Raw genomic sequence first — 21,281 nt, forward strand, 5'->3', positions numbered from 1 at the left:
TCTCGGCACAGTGCGGCGATCTCAGGCACACAAGCACAGCGGCGGTTCCCGCCGCCTGAGGCGTTCGCTACGCGAACACCTCGCGCGCCGAAGGCGCCTGCCAGCAAGCAGTGCAGCGGATCCCGCCGCCTGAGGGGTTCGCTAAGCGAACGCTTCAGGCGGCGGGCAGGCGCAGAACAGGTTGCGGTCGCCCCAGGCTTGGTCGATGCGGCGCACCGGCGGCCAGTACTTGGTGCGCACGAGGCCCGGAACCGGGTACACCGCCTGCTCACGCGTGTAGGGATGCGTCCACTCCCCCACGACCGACTCCGCGGTGTGCGGGGCGCCTCGCAGCGGGTTGTCGTCGGCCGGGTAGGTACCTGCACCAACGGCATCCGCCTCGGCCTTGATCGAGATCATCGCCTCGACGAACCTGTCGAGCTCGGCGAGGTCTTCGCTCTCGGTCGGTTCCACCATGAGAGTACCCGCGACCGGGAAGCTCATGGTCGGCGCGTGGAATCCGTAGTCGATCAGGCGTTTGGCGACGTCGTCTACCGTGACGCCCGTGGCATCCGTGAGCGGACGGATGTCAATGATGCACTCGTGCGCCACCAGACCACGCTCGCCCGCGTACAGCACCGGGTAGTGCTCGCGGAGCCTCGCCGCGACGTAGTTCGCGGAGACCACGGCGGCACCGGTCGCACGAGCGAGGCCCTCGGCTCCCATCATGCGCACATACGCCCAGGAGATCGGCAGGATGCTCGGGCTCCCGTACGGCGCGGCAGAGACGGGTGCGCCATCGTGCGCGTATCCCACATGGTCGTTCGACTGCATGAGCGGGTGCCCGGGCAGGAACGGCGCGAGATGGGCCTTCGCCGCAACAGGTCCGACGCCGGGGCCACCGCCGCCGTGCGGGATGCAGAAGGTCTTGTGCAGGTTGAGGTGCGAGACATCCCCGCCGAAGTCGCCGAAACGGGCGAAGCCGAGCAGCGCGTTGAGGTTGGCGCCGTCGATGTACACCTGTCCCCCGGCGGCGTGCACGGCGTCGATCACGTCGACGACGTCGTGCTCGTACACGCCGTGCGTGGAGGGGTACGTGATCATCAGGGCGGCGAGTTCGGAGGCGTGCTGGGCCACCTTGCCGCGCAGGTCGTCGAGATCGACGTTGCCCGCGGCATCCGTCGCCACGACGACCACCCGCATGCCGGCGAGCACGGCCGATGCGGCGTTCGTGCCGTGCGCGGACTGCGGGATGAGGCACACGGTGCGGTGCGCGTCGCCGTTGGCATCGTGGTAACCGCGGATCGCCAAGAGACCCGCGAGCTCGCCCTGACTGCCCGCGTTGGGCTGCAGTGAGACGGTGTCGTAGCCCGTGAGCTCCGCCAACCACGTCTCGAGCTGGGCGATCAGGTCGAGGTAGCCGCCGACATCCGATGCGGGGGCGAACGGATGCATCGCCGCGAACTCCGGCCACGTGATGGCGGCCATCTCGGTGGCGGCGTTGAGCTTCATGGTGCACGATCCGAGCGGGATCATGCCCCGGTCGAGCGCGTAGTCGCGGTCGGCGAGCAGCTTGAGGTAGCGCATCATCGCCGTCTCGGAGTGATACGAGGAGAAGACGGGGTGCGTGAGGTACTCGCTCGTGCGGGCCAGGTGCTCGGGGAAGCGACGAATGCCCGAGGACGTTCGTGCCGGCCGCACGCCAGGCTCCGGCTCGTGGTCGTTGCCGAGCCGCTCCTGCGGCGCCCCAGGGGCGACGACGCCGACGATGCGTTGTATGTCGTCGACGTTCGCCTCGTCGATGCTGAACGAGAGCGTTGTCTCGTCGACGACGTTCGCCAGGATGCCGGCGGCGTGGAGCGCGCCTCCGACGGCGTTCGCGTCGTCGACACCAACCCGGATGGTGTCGAAGTAGGAATCGGTCAACACGTGCACACCGCGCTGCACCAACATGTCGGCCAGCAACGCCGTGTTCGCGTGCACGTGCTGTGCGATCGCGCGGATGCCGCGGGGCCCGTGGTAGACCGCGTACATCGACGCCATCACAGCCGGAAGCACCTGGGCGGTGCAGATGTTGCTGGTGGCCTTCTCGCGACGGATGTGCTGCTCGCGGGTCTGCAGCGTGAGCCGGTAGGCGGGCTTGCCGGCAGCATCCTGGCTGACGCCGACGAGGCGGCCTGGGAGCTGACGCTCGAGACCCTTGCGCACGGCCATGTAGCCGGCGTGCGGGCCGCCGAAGCCCATCGGCACCCCGAATCGCTGCGTCGTACCCACCGCGATGTCGGCACCCAGCTCGCCAGGAGCCTTGAGCAGAGCCAGTGCGAGGAGGTCCGCGGCGACGACTGCGAGGCCGCCACCGGCGTGCACGGTGTCGATGACGCGCGACGGGTCCCATATGTAGCCCGAGGCGGACGGGTACTGGATGAACGCACCGAACGCCTCGGGCAACTCGACCGGGTTCGCTGAGGCGAGGTCGAGCTCGACGAGTTCGATGCCGACCGCCGCTGCGCGACCGCGCAGGATCGCGAGCGTCTGCGGGAAGGCATCCGAGTCGACGAGGAAGACGCTGGACTTCGCGCGCGATGCTCGGCGGGCCAGCAGCATCCCCTCTGCAACAGCCGTGCCCTCGTCGAGCATCGACGCGTTGGCGATGTCGAGGCCGGTGAAGTCGCACACCATCTGCTGGAAGTTGATGAGCGCCTCGAGGCGCCCCTGCGAGATCTCCGGCTGGTACGGCGTGTAGGCGGTGTACCAGCTCGGGTTCTCCAGCACGTTGCGCTGGATGACCGCGGGGGTCACGGTTCCGTAGTAGCCGAGCCCGAGGAACGACGTGTTCACGCGGTTGCCGGAGGCGAGCGCCCGAAGCTCGGTCAGGACGTCGCGCTCGCTCACGCCCTCGACGGGCAGTGACCGGTTCGGCAGGTCGACATCTGCGGGCAGCTGGATGCCCTTGGGCACGGCCGTGCGCACCAGCTCGTGCACGGAGTCGAAGCCGAGGGCGTCGAGCATGCCACGCGTGGCTTCGGCGTCCGGACCGATGTGGCGGTCGGCGAAGGTGCTTCGGGCTCCGGTTCCGTTCACTGCGCTCTGCTCATTTTGGTCATGCTCGCTGGGGCCGTGCTCGCTCGGGCCGTGCTCGTGGGGACCGGCGCTCACTCCGCGTCGCCGATCAGCGCTGCGTAGGCGGCGGCATCCAGCAGATCCTCCAGCCGCGACGCGTCGGCCACGCGCACCTTCAGCAGCCAGCCGGAGCCGAACGGGTCGGAGTTGACGAGTTCGGGCGCGTCGATCACCGCCTGGTTGGCCTCGAGCACCTCGCCGCTGACGGGCGCGAAGAGTTCGCCGACCGACTTGGTCGACTCGATCTCGCCGACGACCGACCCCTCGGCGGCGTCGCTTCCCGCTGCCGGCAGGTCGACGAAGACGACGTCGCCGAGTTTCTCGGCCGCGTACTCGGTGATGCCGACGGTGACGGTGTCGCCGTCACCGAGCACCCATTCGTGCTCTGCGGTGTAACGACGATCGGTGGGCACGGCCATGTCAGTTCTTCTTTCTGCTGTAGAAGGGCAGGGTGATGACGGTGAACGGGATGCGCGATCCGCGCACATCCACATCGAGTTCGGTGCCGACGTCGGCATACTCCGGATCCACGTAGGCGAGCGCGATCGGATGCCCGAGCGTGGGCGAGAGCGCACCGGAGGTGATCTCGCCGATCGGGGCGTCCTGGCCGGCAGCCGGCCCGGCCTCGGCCTCGCTCGCCGCATGCGCATACAGTGCGTAACCGGCGCGGGCCGCGCGCTTGCCGGCGCCTTCCAGACCCACGAGCACACGGGCATCCGGCGCCGCGCCCCGCTCGATCGCAGAGCGGCCCACGAAATCACCTGGCTTGTCGAGCACAACGACGCGACCGAGCCCTGCCTGAGACGGGAACGTTCCCGCTGTGAGCTCGTGCCCGTAGAGCGGCATGCCCGCCTCCAGGCGCAGCGTGTCGCGGGCGGCGAGACCCGCGGGCACGAGTCCTGCTCCCGCACCGGTCTCCAGCAACGCCTCCCACAGGGCAGGCGCATTGTCGGGCGCGACATAGAGCTCGAAGCCGTCTTCGCCGGTGTAGCCGGTGCGGGCGATCAGCACCGGATGATCCTGGAACGTGCCGGACAGCGACCGGTAGTACTTCAGGCCGGCGAGCGCATTCTCGACGTCGGGCTCCTCGTGGTCTTCGGGAACGTGGTCTCCCGCCTCGATGCCGAGTCCCTCGACGTTCTGCAGGATCTCCAGCGCGCGCGGGCCCTGGATCGCGATCAGCGCGATGTCGTCCGACTCGTCGTAGACATCCGCCTCGAAGGATGCCGACCGCTTCGTCAGCTCCTCCGCCACGGTCTGCCGGTTGGCCGCGTTCGCCACCACCAGATACCGGTCGACGCCGGTGCGGTAGACGACGAGATCGTCGAGGATGCCGCCCCGCTCGTTCAGCAGGAGGCTGTACTTCGCCTGCCCGAGCTGCAGCGCCGACAGGCGTCCGGCGAGCGCATGATCGAGTGCATCGGCGGCTTGCGGCCCGAGCACGACGATCTCGCCCATGTGCGAGAGGTCGAACAGTCCGGCAGCCGTGCGCACCGCGTGGTGCTCGGCGAGGTCGCTCGAGTACCGCACCGGCATCTGCCAGCCGGCGAAGTCCGTGAAGCTCGCGCCTGCGGCGATGTGCGCATCGTTCAGGGGCGATAGCTTCTGAGACGAAGCCTGCTTCTGTGAAGAGGGCTGGGCCATGAGTTCTCCGAATCTGTTCGCGTTGGGAACCTGGGGGTCACCCGTCGAGGACGGACGCGTCATGCGACACGTCTCGTGAGAACTCCCCCTCTGTCACTGAATGCCTGAGAGATTCGGCCCGCGGTCGCGGACCTTTCACCGTGGGCGAGCCCGGGCTGATACCTCGGACTGCTCTCCAGAGCGGCCAGTTCGACGCGGTAGGGGTACCTGAGAGATTGTCGGGGAGGATTGCTCCTTCGGTGCCCGCTGCGGGAAGACCCGCGCGGACTCTCCCGCATCGACCGTGTGGCCCGATCTTCTGTTGTGCGCTCAGCCTATCGCCCTCGCTGAAGGTGAGTTCCAGTCATCCACACCACAAGGTGTATGATTACTTCAGGTCAATCGAACCTTTACTCTCATGACGAACTCCATGAACACGGACGCAGGCGGCACCGCCGCACGAGCACAGGCATCCGGCGCCGATGTCGAGCTCGCGGTCTCGACGGTCATCTTCGCCCTGCGGGCGGACGATCGGTTCGGCGCTGAAGGTTCAGCTCCGACGCTGTGGCTGCCGCTCGTCCGACGCATCCGCGAGCCGTTCGAGGGTCGGTGGGCTCTGCCAGGAGGTCCGCTCCACGTGACCGAGGGACTGTCGGATGCCGCACGCCGCACGCTCGGCGATACCACGGGACTCGCGCCCCGTTACCTGGAGCAGCTCTACGCGTTCGGCGACGCCGACCGCTCCCCTGCCAGCACTTCCGATGCGGCCCGCGTCGTCTCGATCGTGTACTGGGCGCTCGTCGGCTCGGGCGAGGCCGCCAGGGCGACGGTCGGCCAGAACGTGCGCTGGTTCCCGGCCGACGAGCTGCCTCCGCTGGCTTTCGACCACAACGTGATCGTCGAGTATGCGCTGTGGCGGCTGCGCAACAAGATGGAGTACTCCCGCATCGCGCACGCACTCCTCGGTGAGACGTTCACGCTTGCCCAGCTGCGCGAGGTGCACGAGGCCGTGCTCGGCAGGCCTCTCGACCCTGCCAACTTCCGCAGGGCCATGGAGGCATCCGACACGCTCGTCGACACCGGCGAGCGACTCACCGGCACCCGGCACCGGCCGCCCAAGCTCTACCGCTACGGCGGTTCCGTCGACCTCGCCGACAACGGACCGCTGCCGCCCCCGTGACGACGTACACCGGCATCCGGCTTCAACCAGGCCACCTACACAACCGAGAAGGCATCTCATGACGATCACCGCCTCCGTCGACCGCACCATCCAGCTCATCGCGTCGGGCGAGGAGCAGGGTGAGACCTGCACGCCCGAACTCGTCGAGGCACCGTGGTCGTTCGACCTCGGAATGCCCGGGTACGGGCCCGGGGCATCGAGGGCCGACCCGATTCCTGCGGACTCCCCTACCCAGGGCGAGCTGCCGCAGGAGTACCGCGACGCATCCGCCGAGGAGCTGGCCGACCGCATCCGTGCCGCCAAAGACACGCTCGGAGAGCGTGTGATGGTGCTCGGCCACTTCTACCAGCGCGACGAGGTGGTGCAGTTCGCCGACTTCGTGGGCGACTCGTTCCAGCTCGCGAACGCGGCCAAGGCGCATCCCGAAGCCGAAGCGATCGTCTTCTGCGGTGTGCACTTCATGGCCGAGACCGCTGACATCCTGACCGCACGCGAGCAGAGCGTCATCCTCCCCAACCTCGCCGCGGGATGCTCGATGGCCGACATGGCCGACATCGACTCCGTCGAGGAGGCGTGGGAGCAGCTCATGGAGCTGTACCGGGATGAGCAGAGCGGTGCGGATGCCGACGGCACGGCATCCGTCATCCCCGTCACCTACATGAACTCATCGGCTGCGCTCAAGGCGTTCTGCGGCAGGCACGGCGGGATCGTCTGCACCTCGTCGAACGCGTCGACCGTGCTGCGCTGGGCTTTCGAGCGCGGCAAGCGGGTGCTTTTCTTCCCCGATCAGCACCTCGGACGCAACACCGCGAAGGCGATGGGCGTGCCGCTGACGGCGATGCCGATGTGGAACCCGCGCAAGAGTCTCGGCGGCAACAACGCGCAGTCGCTACGCGACGCGAAGGTCATTCTGTGGCAGGGCTTCTGCTCGGTGCACAAGCGGTTCACCGTGCCGCAGATCGCCCGGGCCCGGGCCGAGCATCCCGGCGTGCGCGTCATCGTGCACCCGGAGTGCCCGATGGACGTGGTCGACGCCGCGGACGAGTACGGCTCGACCGACTACATCGTCAAGGCGATCCAGGCGGCGCCCGCCGGGTCGACGTTCGCGATCGGCACCGAGATCAACCTGGTGCAGCGGCTGGCGGCGGAGTACCCGCAGCACACCATCTTCTGCCTCGACTCCGTGGTGTGCCCGTGTTCGACGATGTACCGCATCCACCCCGGATACGTCGCGTGGGTGCTGGAGTCGTTCGTGCGCGGCGAGGTGGTCAACCAGGTGCGCGTCACCGATGAGGTCGCGACGGATGCCCGGGTGGCACTCGAGCGGATGCTCGCGGCACGTCCCGACACGACGATGGCGGCCTGACATGTCTCGCGTTGTGGTCGTCGGCAGCGGCATCGCGGGTCTCACCGCTGCGCTGCGGATCTCGACGTTCGCGGAAGTGACGCTGATCACGAAGGGAGCGTTGCAGGAGAGCAACACGCTCTATGCGCAGGGTGGCATAGCTGCCGCGCTCTTCGACGACGACAGCGTCGAGCTGCACGTGCGGGACACGCTCCTGGCGGGCGCCGGGCTCGGGAACGAGGATGCCGTGCGCATCCTCTGCTCAGAGGGTCCGGCGCTCGTGCGTGAACTGGTGCGTTTCGGTGTGCCGTTCGACCGGTCGGGCGGCGAGCTGGCGCGCGGGCTCGAGGCCGCGCACTCACGCTCGAGGGTGCTGCACGCTGGAGGCGACGCGACCGGACGCGGGATCGAGGTGACGCTGGCGACGCGAGTGCGGGCATCCGGGATCCGCATTCTGGAGAACACGATGCTGACCGATCTCGTTGTGCGGTCCGGTCGCACGGTCGGTGTGCGCACGCTCGATGCGGACGGTACCGGCGGCGTGCTCGGGGCGGAGGCCGTGGTGCTCGCCACCGGCGGCGCTGGACGCCTGTACTCGCACACCACGAACCCGTGCGGTGCCACCGGCGACGGGATCGCGGCCGCGTGGCGGGCCGGCGCCGAGCTGGCCGACCTCGAGTTCTACCAGTTCCATCCGACGGCGCTGGCGGCGCCGGGCGGAACCCTCGTGTCGGAGGCGGTGCGTGGTGAGGGTGCCGTGCTCTTGGACGCCTCGGGATCGCGCTTCATGCAGCGCGTGCACCGGGATGCGGAGCTCGCGCCCCGCGACGTTGTCGCCCGAGCCATCGCTCGGCAGATGACCGCGCAGAACGGCGCGCCGGTTCTATTGGATGCCACAGGGCTGGGGCGCCGGTTCCTCGCGCATCGGTTCCCGACCATCCAGGCGGCGTGCGAGGCCGTTGGGCTCGACTGGGCGCTCGAGCCGATTCCGGTGACGCCCGCCGCTCACTACTGGATGGGCGGGGTGAAGACGGATGCCTGGGCCCGCACGAGCATTCCCGGTCTCTTAGCGATCGGCGAGGCGGCGTGCACCGGGGCTCAGGGGGCGAATCGGCTGGCGTCGAACTCGCTGCTGGAGGGGCTCGTGTTCGCGGCTCGTGCAGCGGATGCGCTGTCTGCTACCGAACTGCCCACGTCGCCGATCGAGGACACCGTTCTCTCCGGCTCCGCCTGCCGCGCAGCGGGCGAAGTGCCATCCGAACGCGCGGTGGACGATCTTCGCGAGGTGATGTGGCGCTATGCGGGCGTCGAAAGGAACGCTGATGGGCTGAGCGAGGCTCTGCGCCTGATCGACGAGCTGCAGCCTGCGGACTCGGTTCCGAGCATCGCCGCACAGGAGGAACTCAACCTGCTGACGCTCGGCGACCTGGTGGTGCGCGCAGCCCTGGCACGGGAGGAATCTCGAGGCGCCCACTACCGCAGCGACTTCCCGACAACCCACTCAGAGGCCGTGCACAGCCGAGTCGTCCTCCGCGATGGCGACGTGCACATCGGCACATTCACCGACGCCCGTCAGGGCATGACACGAGAGGTGGTCGGCGCGTGCTGACCCAGCAGATCATCGACCGGGTCGTCACCGCCGCCCTCGAGGAGGATGCGCCGTGGGGCGACGTGACCAGCGAACTGTTCATTCCGGCGCAGGCGACGGCATCCGCTCGCCTTGTCGCACGCGACCCAGGAGTGTTCTCCGGCGGTCAGGTACTCGAGCGCACCATGGTCGCCGTCGACGAGCGCATCGTCGTCGAGCTTCTGGTCGGCGACGGTGAGCGCTTCGAGAAGGGACAGGCGCTGGCACGTGTGGCGGGGCCGGCTCGGGGCATCCTGCGCGGCGAGCGGGTCGCACTGAATCTCGTGCAGCGCATGAGCGGAATCGCCACGCTGACCGCACGCTATGTCGAGCTTGCGGCTGGAACGAACGCGCGCATCGTCGACACTCGCAAGACCACGCCTGGGCTTCGAGCGCTCGAGCGCCACGCGGTGGTGTGCGGCGGCGGCCGCAATCACCGCAACTCGCTGTCGGATGCCGTCATGGCCAAGGACAACCACCTCGCCGTGCTCACCGCCGGCGGCCGATCGGTGACCGATGCGATCCGTTCCGTGCGGGAGCGGCTGGGACACACGACGCACCTCGAGGTCGAGGTCGATCGCATGGACCAGATCGAACCGGTGCTGGCGGGCGGCGTCGACACGATCATGCTCGACAACTTCACGGTCGACGAGCTGCGCGAGGGCGTCGCCTTGGTCGCCGGCCGGGCCATCGTGGAGGCCAGTGGCAACGTGAATCTCGACACCGTCGCCGCGATCGCCGCCACGGGGGTCGACGTGATCTCGGTCGGTGCGCTCACGCACAGCGTGCGATCGCTCGACATCGGGCTCGACCTCGACATCGACGCGGCTGCCGCCACTTCTCCTGCCACCGCCTCTTCCGCCGGTTGAGCGTGTCGAAACCACAGCGCTGATGCCCGCACCCGCCACTCTCTATCTCGACGCGGCAGCGACCACGCCGGTGCGCCGCGCCGCACTCGAGGCGGCATGGCCGTATCTGACCGGCGAGTTCGGCAACCCGTCGAGCACGCACGAGCCGGGCCTGCGCGCTGCCGCCGCGCTCACGGATGCCCGCACGCGCGTCGCGTCGGTGCTCCGGTGTCGCGCATCCGAGGTGGTGTTCACCGCAGGAGGCACCGAGGCCGACAACCTGGCGATCAAGGGCATCGCTCTCGGCGAACCGCGCGGGCGTCACGTCGTGACGGCCGCGACGGAGCACGAGGCCGTGCTCGAGTCCGTGGACTTCCTGCGCCGGGTGCACGGCTTCGAGGTGGACTTCGTGCCGCTGGACGCGCAGGGCGTGGTCACGGTCGAGGCTCTGCTCTCGGTGCTGCGTCCGGATACCACCCTCGTTTCGCTCGCGTACGCGAACAACGAGATCGGAACGGTGCAGCAGGTGGCCGAACTGGCCGAGACTGCCCATCGCGTCGGAGCCCGGTTCCACACCGACGCGGTGCAGGCGGCCGGGCGGCTCCCGCTCGACGTTCGACGGCTCGGCGTGGACGCGCTCTCGTTCTCGGGACACAAGGTGGGCGCGCCGAAGGGCTCCGGTGCCCTCTTCCTACGCGGAGGCATGCCCGTCGAGCCGGTGTTGCACGGCGGCGGCCAGGAACGCGGTCGCCGGTCGGGCACCGAGAACCTGGCATTCGCGGTCGCGCTGGCCACCGCTCTCCAAGCCGCCGAACACGAGCGGCCGGCAGCTGATGAGTCCGGCCTCACGACGGACCCGGACCGTGACGCGTTCATCGCCGCCGTCCTCACGCGAGTTGCCGGCACGACGTTGACCGGGCATCCGGAGCGGCGCACCCCGGGGCATGCATCGTTCGTGATCGACGGGGTGAACGGTGAGACCGTGTTGCTGGAACTGGAGCGGCGAGGAGTCGTCGCCTCCAGCGGTTCCGCGTGCGCTGCCGGTCGCACCGAGCCCTCCCACGTGCTCACGGCGCTCGGGGTGCCCGACGACGTAGCGAGCACGGCTCTGCGCTTTAGCTGGACGCATGCCTCCCCGGCCGACCTCGGCCGTGCGGCCGACGCCCTCGTCGAATCCGTCGTCGCTGTGCGTGGCGCGGACCCTGCGCGAAAGGCGGCCGTCAGCGCGAACGAGTCAGGAAGCCTCCGCGAGCGCGGCGAGCCGATCGATTGAAGCCATAAGCCGCTCCGAAGTGGTGGCTCGCGCGCGTTCGAGGCGAGACTCGTCGTTCAGCTGAGTCCAGTCGTAGGTGTGGGTGACCGTGGTCCGGCCGGGTTCGATCTCCTGGAGCTCCCACCGCCACAGCTGCCCGATCGGCGGCTTTCCGACCTCTGCAGGCATCCAGGCGATGCGGCGGCCCTCCTCGAACTCGACGACATGGTTCTCGCGCACACGGCCACCTCGGTTCGTCATCGCGAAGATCTGGCCGACACCGTGAACCCGCTGTCCGGGTTCGGCTTCGAGAAGGTTGTCGTTGCCGTCCCACCTCGGCTGCTGTGCCGGGTCGGCGATCAGCTCGAAGATCACCGCGGCGGACGCCTGGATGTCACGGCTTGCGGAGGTGACGCGTGTCGCGTCGTCGTGCTCAGTCATATCCCCATCGTGGCGCATCCGACAGGATGGAGGAATGACGGCATCCGACATCATTCCCGCCGACCTGAAGCCCATGCTCATCGAGCCCACCTTCGGGTTCCTGGGCACCGTCCGGCCGGACGACACCGTGCAGGTGAACCCGATGTGGTTCGAGTTCGACGGGGAGCACATCCGTTTCACGCACACCACGAAGCGGCAGAAGTACCGCAACCTGCGGCACAACTCGTCGATGAGCCTCGCGGTCGTGCGCGAGAAGGACTTCTACCGGTACCTGGAGGTGCGAGGCCGCCTCGTCGACGTCGTGCCCGACCCGGAGGGCGAGTTCTACGTGCGCCTCGGGCGCCGGTACGGAGACGCAGAAGTGCAGCCGCCTGCGGATCGCGCCGACCGTGTGATTCTCGTGATGAGCGTGGAGCACGCCGTCACGAACTGAGCGCGCGGCACGCGCTCACGAACGGAGCGCGACGAACACGAACTCCTTGCCGGGGCGATCGGGAGCGTCGCGTACCTCGCTGACCGTGAAACCCGCTTCAAGGAGCGAATGCTCGACCTCGCCGCGGGAGCGGAACCGCAGTGTCGACGTCGAGCGCAGCGGCTCACCGCTGGGCAAGACCACCCACGACTCGAACGTGACCAGCGGTGGCGAAACGTCGATCAGGTCGGTCCAGGAACGCACACGCCCCACGTCGGGAAGCTGCACGTCCTCGAAAGTGGCATCCCGAACCCATCCGAGCCACGCCTTCTGCTCGGGGTCGCGTGTCTCGAAGACCAGCCTGCCGCCCGCACGGAGCGCTTCCCGGATGCCGGTGAGCGTAGCCATCCATTCCTCGTCGGTGAGGAACACCTGGGCGACGTTACCGGTCATGAACGCGATGTCGGCATTCAGCGGCGGAAGCGACGTCGCGTCTCCGTGAATCCACCGGACGCGCTCGGCGTCCGGCTTGCCGCGTGCGACGTCGAGCGACGCCAGGGCCGGGTCGACGCCCACGACCTCGAACCCTTCCCCGGCGAGGAGGCAGGCGAAGGTGCCGGTGCCGCATCCGATGTCGAGCACGGTGTGGGCGCTGAACTCTCGCACCATCGCGAGGTATGCGTCGAGGTCGCTCCGGTCGGGGTCGAGCGGGTCGTACAGGCGCGCGAGGCGCGGGTCGTCGAAGATCGCATCGGGCACGTCGTCAGCTTGCCATGCCGGAGGTTCGGCCGGTGCGGCTGGTCCCGATTCTGCGGTGCAGGCTGTCAACCCCTGGGGGTCGTTTCCGCCCTCGCCATACCGTCGCCACCATGAGTGGAGAACTGAATGGCAAGAACGTCGCCTTCCTGGCAACGAACGGGTATGAGGACGCCGAGCTGAGCTCGCCGTGGGAGGCGCTCGAAGCGGTGGGCGCAACGCTCACGATGGTGTCGCCGGAGTCCGGATCGATCAAGGGCAAGAACGGCCACCAGCAGTCGGTGGATGCATCGCCTTCGCAGGTGCAGGCATCCGAATTCGATGCACTCGTTCTGCCCGGCGGAGTGGTGAACGCCGACCATCTGCGCACGGACGAGGCGTCGGTCGCGTTCACCAAGGGGTTCTTCGAGGAGCACAAGCCTGTCGCCGCGATCTGCCATGCGCCGTGGACGCTGATCGAGGCCGGCGTCGTGGACGGGCGGCGGATGACCAGCTACCACAGCCTGAAGACCGACCTGCGCAATGCGGGCGCCGACTGGGTGGACGAGGAGGTCGTGGTCGACCACGGCCTCGTCACCAGCCGCACCCCGGCGGATCTTCCCGCGTTCAACGCCAAGGCCGTCGAGGAGATCGGTGAGGGCAAGGACCAGGATCAGACCGCCTGAGGACGTAAGACGCGAGCGAGGTGCCGGGGTGATTCACTCCGGCACCTCGAGCGTTCAGAGCAGTTCGCCACCGGTCTGGCACTGCGGACAGTACTGAGCCGTCGTGCCTGCGAACGCGAAGTCCCGGATCGTGTCGTCGCATCCCGGGCACGGTTCACCGGCACGGCCGTGCACCAGCATCGCGGCCGTCTTCGCCGCCTTGAGTTCGGACATCGGGATGCCGCGCCGTGCGTCGATCGCTCCCCGGATGACACCGACCGTCTGCTCGAACAACCGCTCGAGCTCGGCCTCGTCGAGCGCCGACGCGTGAGCAATCGGATTCAGGCGCGCCGCGAACAGGATTTCGTCAGAGTACGCGTTGCCGATGCCTGCGATGGACTTCTGCTCCTCCAGCACGGCCTTCAACTGCTTGCGACGACCGGCGAACGCTCCGTCGAAATTGCCTCGCGAGTAGCCCGAATCGGCCGGGTCCGGTCCCAGCGCGGCGATGCCGGACACATCGAGCGGGTCATCGACGACCCAGGCGCCGAGAGATACCCAGCCACCGGCATCCGTCAGTTCCAGGCGAGTTCCGTCGTCGAAGTCGAGGATCGCCAGCGCGGGCGGCAGCTGCTCGACAGCTGTGGCGTCGCCAGCCCAGCGCGCCCAGCCGTGCCGACCGAGCGAAATCACGAGGTGCTGCTCACCGAAGACGAGATCGAGGTACTTGCCGAAACGCCGAGCGCCCGTCAGTTCGGATCCGATCAGGCTCTCCGGCGGACGGGGCCGCGTCTTGACCACACGGAACTCGAGCACGTCCACCGCGGTGAGCGCGCGACCTGCGAGCCGATCGCCGATCTGCTCGACCACGGCCTGCACCTCGGGTGACTCGGGCATGCCCCTAGCCTCGCACGGTCATCAGACAGACGCCCGGCATCGTTGGCGGATCCCGGTCGGGTCAGCGTTGTGGGCGCCGGTGAACCACGGCGCCCTGGCCCGGATCGTCGTCAAGCCCGGCTCCGCCTGTGGTCTTCGACGTCGGGCTCGGCCCGAAGCACGTCGGCGATCTCCTCTTCAGGGCGCGGCGCGATCGTCTCGTCCTCCTCGAGTTCCGGTACCGTTGGCTCTCCGGGGGCGGGTACGTGGTGCGACGAACGTTCTTCCTGAGCAGACACGTCGATGCTTCCTTCCGGCGACAGCGCAAGGATACGTCGCGAATGAAACGAGAAGCGCTTACAGAACCGCCCAGGTCTCCGACGCGATCCGTGGCACGGTCGCATGGGTCACGGCTCGATCACTTCTAGACGTTGAAGCGGAACTCCACCACGTCGCCGTCCTGCATGACGTAGTCCTTGCCCTCGAGACGAGCCTTGCCATGCGCGCGGGCCTCGTGCACAGAGCCGAGTTCGACGAGGTCGTCGAACGAGATCACCTCGGCCTTGATGAAGCCCTTCTCGAAGTCGGTGTGGATCACACCGGCAGCCTGGGGTGCCTTCCATCCCTTGTGGATGGTCCACGCCCGCGATTCCTTCGGACCGGCGGTCAGGAACGTCTGCAAGCCGAGCGTCTCGAATCCGATCCGGGCGAGCTGGTCCAGCCCGCTCTCCTCCTGACCGGTGGATGCCAGCAGCTCCGCAGCATCGTCCTCATCGAGGTCGATCAGCTCGGATTCGAGCTTCGCGTCGAGGAAGACCGCGTGGGCGGGCGCGACGAGGGCGGCCAACTCGGCCTTGCGGACGGCATCCGTCAGTACCGCCTCGTCCACGTTGAAGACGAAGATGAACGGCTTCGAGGTGAGGAGGCCGAGCTCCCTGATCGGCGCGAGGTCGAGGCCGGTGGCCGACAGCAAGGTGCCCTTCTCGAGCGCATCCTTCGCGGCGAGCGCGGTCTCGAGAACGACCGGGTCGAGCTTGCGGCCGCGCACCTCCTTCTCGTAACGCGTGATCGCCTTCTCGAGCGTCTGCAGATCCGCGAGCATGAGCTCGGCACCGATGGTCTCCAGGTCGTTCGCAGGGTTCACCTCGCCCTCCACATGCACGACGTCGGAGTCGGTGAATCCGCGCACGACCTGCGCGATGGCATCCGCCTCACGGATGTTCGCGAGGAACTGGTTGCCGAGTCCCTCACCGGTCGACGCGCCGCGCACGATCCCGGCGATGTCGACGAAGCTCACGGCGGCAGGCACCACCCGCTCGGAGTGGAACAGCTCCGCGAGCACGCCCAGCCGGGAGTCGGGCAGATTCACCACGCCGATGTTCGGCTCGATCGTCGCGAACGGATAGTTCGCCGCGAGCACCTGGTTCTTGGTCAGGGCGTTGAAGAGGGTGGACTTGCCGACGTTGGGCAGGCCGACGATGCCGATAGTGAGAGCCACGGGCATCCATCGTATCCGGCGGCCCATGACCGGCCGGGTCGCTTCCAGGCGTAGTCAGCCGGTGGCCGACCGGCTGACGTGATACCGGGGGCTCGTAGCAGTCAGGGCCGTACGTATCGGAACGCGAGCGTCACATACGGCAGCTCGATCGTCTCGCTGCCGAGGAGCTGCGGATGCTTCTCGAGCAGTTCGCGCACGGCATGCAGCGTGCGCTCCTTCTGCGGCGCGGTCATCACGGCGAAGTAGCTGCGGGAGCGCACCAGATCGATCAGGCCGTCATGGCTGAACGGCTGTGCCCACTCGAACGAGGCGGTCTCCGGCTGGCCGAACGGCGCGTGAACGTGAGGGTCGGCATCCATTCCTGTGGTGTATTGATCGCCGTCGGCGTGCATCGCGATGCCGAGTTGGCGCACCCAGTCGATGCGCTCGTCGCGGAAGTTCCAGATCAGGCCCAGCGTGCCGCCCGGCTTCAACACCCGGCCCGCCTCGGCGGAGGCCGCCTGTGCATCCACCCAGTGCCAGGCCTGCGCGTATGTGACCGCATCGACGGATTCGTCGGGAAGAGGTATCCGCTCCCCCGATCCGACGAGAGTCTGCACTCCCGGCACCGTGCTACGCAGCACCTCGAGCATCCGCGTGGACGGATCCACCGCAACGACTTCCCGGTCGCCTGCCGCCAGCGCACGCGTCAGCTTGCCCGTTCCGGCTCCGACGTCGACCACATGCGACTGTTCGGGCCGCACGAGCCAGGTCACCGCCTCCGGCGGATAGCCGGGTCGGGATGCCTCGTACACGTCGGCGACACCCCCGAACGATCGTGCATGTTCGAGCTTCGTATCGCGTGACTGCATGTGCTCACCATACGGCGGCTGCCGGCGCCATCACTCGAGCACGGCGGCATCCGGCTCGTCGCGCTCCGCGATCTCCCTGGCCTCCTGCTCGAGCGGATCCTGGATGCCCGCGAACTCCTCGTCGAGCTCCGTCGCCGCCTGCTCGAACTGGGCGTTGTAGAGCCGGTAGTACGCGCCCTTCGCCGCGATCAGCTCCTCGTGCGTGCCCTGCTCGACGATGTCGCCGTGCTCCATCACGAGGATGAGGTCGGCATCACGAATGGTCGACAACCGGTGGGCGATCACGAACGACGTGCGCCCCTGCCTCAGCGCGTTCATCGCATGCTGCAGCAGCAGCTCCGTGCGGGTGTCGACCGAGCTCGTCGCCTCGTCGAGGATGAGCACGCTCGGCTTCGCGACGAACGCGCGCGCGATGGTGATCAGCTGCTTCTCGCCCGCCGACACGTTCGATGCGTCCTCGTCGAGTTCGGTGTCGTAGCCGTCGGGCAACGAGTGCACGAAGCGGTCGACGTAGGTCGCCTCCGCCGCCTGATGGATCTCGTCGTCAGTGGCGTCCGCACGCCCGTAGCGGATGTTCTCGCGGATGGTTCCGGCGAACAGCCAGGGGTCCTGCAGCACCATTCCGGTCTTAGCGCGGATGTCGTGCCGGGTGAGGTCGGCGATGTTCTGCCCGTTCAGCAGGATGCGCCCGCCGTTCAGCTCGTAGAACCGCATGATGAGGTTCACCAGCGTCGTCTTGCCCGCGCCGGTCGGCCCCACGATCGCGACCGTCTGGCCGGGCTCGACCCGAAACGAGAGGTCGGTGATGAGCGGCCGGTCGAGACTGTACGAGAACGACACGTGGTCGAACTCGATCGTGCCGTCGCCGTCCGCGGGCGCCGGTGCATCGACGGCGTCGGGCTCCTGCTCCTCCTGGTCGAGCAGCTCGAACACCCGCTCCGCAGATGCCGTACCGGACTGCACGACCGCCGCCATGCCGCCCAGCTGCGACAGCGGCTGCGTGAACTGCTGCGAGTACTGGATGAACGCCTGCACGTCGCCGAGGCGAAGCTGGCCACCGGCGACCATGAGCGCGCCGAGCACCGCGATGCCCACATAGGTGAGGTTCCCGATGAACATCATGGCCGGCATCATCGTGTTCGACAGGAACTGCGCCTTGAACGATGCCTGGTAAAGCTCTTCGTTCTCGGAACGGAATGCCGCCCGCGAACTCTCCTCGCGGCCGAACACCTTGACCAGCGCGTGACCGGAGAACGACTCCTCGACGCGGGCGTTCAGCCGCCCGACCTTGCGCCACTGAATGCCGAACGCCTTCTGCGAGCGCGGACCGATGACGCCGAAGATCACCCCCATCAGCGGTAGCGCGACCAACGCAACCAACGTGAGCTGCCACGAGATGGACAGCATGAGGATGAGCACGCCGAGCACAGTCAGCACGCTCGTGATCGCACTGGACAGCGACTGCTGCATCATCTGCGTGATGTTGTCGATGTCGTTCGTCACCCGCGAGATGAGCTCACCACGCTGCACCCGGTCGAAATAGCTGAGCGGCAGGTGGTTGATCTTCGCCTCGACCTGCTCGCGCAGACGCCACATGGTGCGCACCATGATCACGTTGATGATATAGCCCTGCAGCCATCCGAGCACCGACGAGGCGCAATAGAGGGCGAGCACGATGACGAGCACCTGGCTCAGCCGCACGAAGTCGACGCCGTGCCCCGGGTCGAGGTTCTGCATGGCCTGCACGATGTTCGCCAGGTCATGCTGCCCTGAGCGATTGAGGCCGTCGACGATCTGCTGCTTCGTGGCACCCGCGGGAAGTTGCTTCGAGATGACGCCCTCGAACAGGATGTTCGTGGCCTCGCCGAGCACCTTCGGCGCGATGACGGTGAGCACGACGCCGATGGCGCCAAGAACCGACGCGAAGACGAATGCCACTGCGTTCGGCTTCAGCAGGCCGATGAGCCTGCGGAATGACGGCCCGAAGTTGGACGCCTTGCCCGGCGCGACTCCACCGCTCCAGTCGTCTGCACTCAGCCTGGCCTGCTCGGCGAGCTCCAGCTCGAGCTTCTCCTCTTGCGTGAGCTCCTTCGGCACAGCGTTCTTCGCGGCCCGGTTCTTCGCGGTCTTCTGGGCGGCGCTCATCGTCCGGCCTCCACTCCGAGCTGGGATTCCACGATCTCTCGATAGGTGTCGTTCGATGCAAGCAGTTCGTCGTGTGTGCCAAGGCCCACCATGCGGCCGTCGTCGAGCACGACGATGCGGTCGGCATCCGTGATGGTCGAGACGCGCTGCGCGACGACGATCTTGGTCACCTCGGGGAGCTCGCGCCACAGTGCCTGCCTGAGGCGGGCATCCGTCGCCAAGTCGAGCGCGGAGAACGAGTCGTCGAAGACGAGGATGCGCGGCCGGTGCACGATCGCTCGCGCGATCGCCAGCCGCTGTCGCTGCCCGCCCGACACGTTCGTACCGCCTTGCGCGATTCTGGCGTCGAGGCCGCCCTCCATCTGGGCGACGAAGTCGCTACCTTGGGCGATCGAGAGGGCTCGCCACAGCTCGTCGTCTGTGGCGTCCTCACGTCCGAACCGGAGGTTCGAGGCGACGGTGCCGGAGAAGAGGAACGGACGCTGCGGCACGAGCCCGATGGTCTGCCAGAGCGACGACAGGTCCGCCTGGCGCACGTCGACTCCGTTGACCTTGGCGGCACCGTCGGTGACGTCGAACAGCCGCGGAAGCAGTGAGATCAAGGTGGTCTTGCCCGCGCCGGTCGATCCGACGATGGCCACGGTCTCTCCGGGGTTCGCCGTGAAGCTGATCCCGGAGAGCACCGGATGCTCGGCTCCCGGGTAGGTGAACGACGCATCCGCCAACTCGACGGTTCCCGGTGCAGGGAAGTCGGAGACGGCGCGGTCGGACCTTTCCAGCGACGAGTCCGTGTCGAGCACCTCGCTGATGCGCTCGGCGGAGACCGCGGCGCGGGGAATCATCATCGTCATGAAGCTCGCCATCATCACGCCGGAGAGGATGATCATCACGTACTGCATGAACGCGAACAACGTTCCGATCTGCACCTCGCCCGAGTCGACCTTGACACCGCCGAACCAGATCACCCCGATCACCGTCACGTTGAGGATGAGCATGACCGCGGGGAACAGCAGGACGAAGAGCGACCCGACCTTGCGGCCGACGACCATGATGTCGGTGTTCGCATCGCGGAAGCGCTCCTCCTCGATGGGCTCGCGCACGAACGCCCGAACCACCCGGATGCCGGTGAGCTGCTCGCGCATGACGCGGTTCACCGCGTCGAGCTTCTTCTGGTAGCTGCGGAACAACGGCACCATTCGACTGATGATGAGTGCCGCGACGATGAGGAGCACGGGAACGGCGACGGCGATCAGCCAGGACAGGCTGAGGCTCTGACGCAGCGCGAGGATGATGCCGCCGATCGCCAGCAGCGGCGCCGAGACGAGGAACGTCGCCGACATCATGGCAAGCATCTGCACCTGCTGCACGTCGTTCGTGTTCCTGGTGATGAGAGACCCGGGACCGAACGAGGAGACCTCGCGCTCGGAGAACGCGGAGACCCGGTCGAAGATCTGGTCGCGGATGTCTCGCCCCGCCCGCATCGCGGCCATCGCCGCGAAGTAGGTGGCGATGACCGAGGCGACGATCTGGCCGAACGAGATGACCAGCATCAGCGTGCCGGTGCGCCAGATGTAGCCGGTGTCGCCCTTGGCGACGCCGTTGTCGATGATGTCGGCGTTGAGGCTGGGAAGGAAGAGGCTGGCGAGGGCCGACCCGAACTGGAAGACCAGCACGCCGACCAGAAGCCATTTGTACGGCTTCAGCGAACGGACGAGAAGTTTGAACAGCACAGAAGACTCCGATGGATGCGTTGCGTCGGCAGGCGGTGCGTGGCTTTGCCGGAGGGATCGTTACATTGTGGGGCATACCGCCGACATCGCGGTACGCGTTCTGTTGTCAGCGGAATCGAGCGCGGTCGAGCCACGGACAAACAGTGCCGGGTCGCGATATATCGCGAAACCTCGAACACGATATATCGTGAGCAGGCCAGCCGCAAGCACCTTCTCGGAATCGCTCTCCGCACGCTCTTTCGAGAGCACCTCCCGGGCACGCCGGAGTGGTGCTCAGAACATCGATCGCACACGTGCGAGCATGACCGCGTGCCACTGGACTTCACCGCCATCGACTTCGAAACCGCGAACTCCAGCAGCGCGTCGGCGTGTTCGGTGGGTCTCGTCAAAGTACGCGACGGTCGCGTCGTCGACACGGCGAGCTGGCTGATCAAGCCGCCGCCCGGGCACGACGCGTTCCTGGAATGGAACATCCGCATCCACGGAATCCACTCGTGGGATGTGACGGATGCCCGTGGCTGGGCGGAGCAGTTCGCCGACCTCATCGACTTCGCCGGGAACGACGCCTTCGTCGCCCACAACGCGGGCTTCGACATGGGCGTGATCCGCGGCGCGTGCGCGGCCACGGGCATCCGTTGCCCCGGCTACGACTATCTCTGCAGCCTGCAGGTCGCGCGCAAGACGTACTCTCTCGACTCGTACCGCCTGCCCGTCGCGGCGATGGCCGCCGGATTCGAGGGCTTCAACCACCACGAGGCGCTGGCCGACGCCGAAGCCTGCGCCGCCATCATCGTGCACGCTGCGGGACGACACGGCGCTCGCTCACTGGAGGAGCTGGCCGCCAACGTTCCGGTGCGCATGGGCCACATCGGAGATGTCGCAGCGGCGGCCTGAGCCCGCGCGGTACGACCTCCCCGGTTTGTGATCGCGGCTTCGCCGGGCCAGACGCGGCGC

At 67.7% G+C, this 21,281-nt stretch carries 18 protein-coding genes and 2 riboswitches; of the genes, 8 read left to right on the forward strand and 10 right to left on the reverse strand.

The genetic code is table 11. From position 1 onward, the window contains the following. Positions 1-141 precede the first annotated feature (141 nt). From gcvP to gcvT, 3 genes are all read right to left on the reverse strand, one after another. Positions 142-2,988 (reverse strand): aminomethyl-transferring glycine dehydrogenase, encoded by a 2,847-nt coding sequence (gene gcvP, locus ACYVI5_RS11255; protein ID WP_460580590.1) that lies wholly within the window; start codon positions 2,986-2,988, stop codon positions 142-144. A 143-nt stretch (positions 2,989-3,131) separates the two neighbouring features. Further along, the gene (gcvH, locus tag ACYVI5_RS11260) at positions 3,132-3,518 is read right to left on the reverse strand and encodes a glycine cleavage system protein H (RefSeq protein ID WP_460580247.1); all 387 of its coding nucleotides are present in this window, start codon (positions 3,516-3,518) and stop codon (positions 3,132-3,134) included. Position 3,519: 1 nt separating this feature from the next. Then, positions 3,520-4,743: a glycine cleavage system aminomethyltransferase GcvT gene (gene gcvT / locus ACYVI5_RS11265; protein WP_460580248.1), complete on the reverse strand. Its 1,224-nt coding sequence runs from the start codon at positions 4,741-4,743 to the stop codon at positions 3,520-3,522. Between the two features lie 83 nt (positions 4,744-4,826). Next, positions 4,827-4,927: riboswitch (glycine riboswitch) on the reverse strand. 1 nt (position 4,928) lies between these two features. Beyond that, positions 4,929-5,028, reverse strand: a riboswitch (glycine riboswitch). 124 nt (positions 5,029-5,152) lie between these two features. Here gcvT and ACYVI5_RS11270 point away from each other — a divergent pair. Genes ACYVI5_RS11270 through ACYVI5_RS11290 form a run of 5 tightly spaced genes read left to right on the forward strand, consistent with a single transcriptional unit; the run spans position 5,153 to position 10,995 of the window. After that, a complete protein-coding gene (locus ACYVI5_RS11270) occupies positions 5,153-5,902 on the forward strand; it encodes an NUDIX hydrolase (RefSeq protein WP_460580591.1) in 750 nt (249 codons plus the stop codon). 58 nt (positions 5,903-5,960) lie between these two features. After that, positions 5,961-7,268: a quinolinate synthase NadA gene (nadA, locus tag ACYVI5_RS11275; protein ID WP_460580249.1), complete on the forward strand. Its 1,308-nt coding sequence runs from the start codon at positions 5,961-5,963 to the stop codon at positions 7,266-7,268. Between the two features lies 1 nt (position 7,269). Next, on the forward strand, positions 7,270-8,856 hold the full coding sequence (gene nadB / locus ACYVI5_RS11280; RefSeq protein WP_460580250.1) for an L-aspartate oxidase: 1,587 nt from the start codon (positions 7,270-7,272) through the stop codon (positions 8,854-8,856). Beyond that, positions 8,850-9,743, forward strand: coding sequence for a nicotinate-nucleotide diphosphorylase (gene nadC / locus ACYVI5_RS11285; protein WP_460580251.1), 894 nt, complete (start codon positions 8,850-8,852; stop codon positions 9,741-9,743). Before nadB ends, nadC begins: the two co-directional genes overlap by 7 nt. 22 nt (positions 9,744-9,765) lie before the next feature. Next, positions 9,766-10,995 (forward strand): cysteine desulfurase family protein, encoded by a 1,230-nt coding sequence (locus tag ACYVI5_RS11290; RefSeq protein ID WP_460580252.1) that lies wholly within the window; start codon positions 9,766-9,768, stop codon positions 10,993-10,995. Here ACYVI5_RS11290 and ACYVI5_RS11295 read toward each other — a convergent pair. Beyond that, positions 10,957-11,415 carry an SRPBCC family protein gene (locus ACYVI5_RS11295; protein WP_460534524.1) on the reverse strand — a complete coding sequence of 153 codons (459 nt, stop codon included), beginning with the start codon at positions 11,413-11,415 and terminating at the stop codon, positions 10,957-10,959. The genes ACYVI5_RS11290 and ACYVI5_RS11295 overlap by 39 nt on opposite strands. Positions 11,416-11,449: 34 nt before the next feature. On the opposite strand from ACYVI5_RS11295, the gene ACYVI5_RS11300 reads away from it, so the two are divergent. Then, positions 11,450-11,848, forward strand: coding sequence for a PPOX class F420-dependent oxidoreductase (locus ACYVI5_RS11300; protein ID WP_460580253.1), 399 nt, complete (start codon positions 11,450-11,452; stop codon positions 11,846-11,848). Between the two features lie 15 nt (positions 11,849-11,863). Here ACYVI5_RS11300 and ACYVI5_RS11305 read toward each other — a convergent pair whose 3' ends face one another. Next, positions 11,864-12,586 carry a class I SAM-dependent methyltransferase gene (locus tag ACYVI5_RS11305; RefSeq protein ID WP_460580254.1) on the reverse strand — a complete coding sequence of 241 codons (723 nt, stop codon included), beginning with the start codon at positions 12,584-12,586 and terminating at the stop codon, positions 11,864-11,866. A gap of 110 nt (positions 12,587-12,696) precedes the next feature. Between ACYVI5_RS11305 and ACYVI5_RS11310 the strand changes: the two genes are divergently transcribed. Beyond that, positions 12,697-13,248: a type 1 glutamine amidotransferase domain-containing protein gene (locus ACYVI5_RS11310; RefSeq protein ID WP_460580255.1), complete on the forward strand. Its 552-nt coding sequence runs from the start codon at positions 12,697-12,699 to the stop codon at positions 13,246-13,248. Positions 13,249-13,302: 54 nt separating this feature from the next. Here ACYVI5_RS11310 and ACYVI5_RS11315 read toward each other — a convergent pair whose 3' ends face one another. The 5 genes from ACYVI5_RS11315 to ACYVI5_RS11335 all read right to left on the reverse strand — a co-directional run bounded on the left by ACYVI5_RS11315 (position 13,303) and on the right by ACYVI5_RS11335 (position 20,327). Next, a complete protein-coding gene (locus tag ACYVI5_RS11315) occupies positions 13,303-14,124 on the reverse strand; it encodes an Fpg/Nei family DNA glycosylase (protein WP_460580256.1) in 822 nt (273 codons plus the stop codon). Positions 14,125-14,527: 403 nt separating this feature from the next. After that, a complete protein-coding gene (gene ychF / locus ACYVI5_RS11320; RefSeq protein WP_460580257.1) occupies positions 14,528-15,601 on the reverse strand; it encodes a redox-regulated ATPase YchF in 1,074 nt (357 codons plus the stop codon). Positions 15,602-15,702: 101 nt separating this feature from the next. Then, positions 15,703-16,452, reverse strand: coding sequence for a class I SAM-dependent methyltransferase (locus ACYVI5_RS11325; protein ID WP_460580258.1), 750 nt, complete (start codon positions 16,450-16,452; stop codon positions 15,703-15,705). 30 nt (positions 16,453-16,482) lie between these two features. Further along, a complete protein-coding gene (locus ACYVI5_RS11330) occupies positions 16,483-18,597 on the reverse strand; it encodes an ABC transporter ATP-binding protein (protein ID WP_460580259.1) in 2,115 nt (704 codons plus the stop codon). Then, on the reverse strand, positions 18,594-20,327 hold the full coding sequence (locus ACYVI5_RS11335) for an ABC transporter ATP-binding protein (protein WP_460580260.1): 1,734 nt from the start codon (positions 20,325-20,327) through the stop codon (positions 18,594-18,596). The genes ACYVI5_RS11330 and ACYVI5_RS11335 overlap by 4 nt, the downstream gene beginning before the upstream one ends. A gap of 309 nt (positions 20,328-20,636) precedes the next feature. Here ACYVI5_RS11335 and ACYVI5_RS11340 point away from each other — a divergent pair, with 309 nt between their 5' ends. Continuing rightward, complete coding sequence (locus ACYVI5_RS11340) at positions 20,637-21,221, forward strand: 3'-5' exonuclease family protein (RefSeq protein ID WP_460580261.1); 585 nt, start codon at positions 20,637-20,639, stop codon at positions 21,219-21,221. Positions 21,222-21,281 lie beyond the last annotated feature (60 nt).

The sequence above is a fragment of the Humibacter ginsengisoli genome (genome assembly GCF_054780095.1).

Excerpts from the sequence above, each read along its gene's own strand:
- gcvP (WP_460580590.1), bottom strand. The coding sequence starts at position 2,988 with ATGCTCGACGCCCTCGGCTTCGACTCCGTGCACGAGCTGGTGCGCACG.
- gcvH (WP_460580247.1), bottom strand. The coding sequence starts at position 3,518 with ATGGCCGTGCCCACCGATCGTCGTTACACCGCAGAGCACGAATGGGTG.
- gcvT (WP_460580248.1), bottom strand. The coding sequence starts at position 4,743 with ATGGCCCAGCCCTCTTCACAGAAGCAGGCTTCGTCTCAGAAGCTATCG.
- ACYVI5_RS11270 (WP_460580591.1), top strand. The coding sequence starts at position 5,153 with ATGAACACGGACGCAGGCGGCACCGCCGCACGAGCACAGGCATCCGGC.
- nadA (WP_460580249.1), top strand. The coding sequence starts at position 5,961 with ATGACGATCACCGCCTCCGTCGACCGCACCATCCAGCTCATCGCGTCG.
- nadB (WP_460580250.1), top strand. The coding sequence starts at position 7,270 with ATGTCTCGCGTTGTGGTCGTCGGCAGCGGCATCGCGGGTCTCACCGCT.
- ACYVI5_RS11290 (WP_460580252.1), top strand. The coding sequence starts at position 9,766 with ATGCCCGCACCCGCCACTCTCTATCTCGACGCGGCAGCGACCACGCCG.
- ACYVI5_RS11295 (WP_460534524.1), bottom strand. The coding sequence starts at position 11,415 with ATGACTGAGCACGACGACGCGACACGCGTCACCTCCGCAAGCCGTGAC.
- ACYVI5_RS11300 (WP_460580253.1), top strand. The coding sequence starts at position 11,450 with ATGACGGCATCCGACATCATTCCCGCCGACCTGAAGCCCATGCTCATC.
- ACYVI5_RS11310 (WP_460580255.1), top strand. The coding sequence starts at position 12,697 with ATGAGTGGAGAACTGAATGGCAAGAACGTCGCCTTCCTGGCAACGAAC.
- ACYVI5_RS11315 (WP_460580256.1), bottom strand. The coding sequence starts at position 14,124 with ATGCCCGAGTCACCCGAGGTGCAGGCCGTGGTCGAGCAGATCGGCGAT.
- ACYVI5_RS11325 (WP_460580258.1), bottom strand. The coding sequence starts at position 16,452 with ATGCAGTCACGCGATACGAAGCTCGAACATGCACGATCGTTCGGGGGT.
- ACYVI5_RS11330 (WP_460580259.1), bottom strand. The coding sequence starts at position 18,597 with ATGAGCGCCGCCCAGAAGACCGCGAAGAACCGGGCCGCGAAGAACGCT.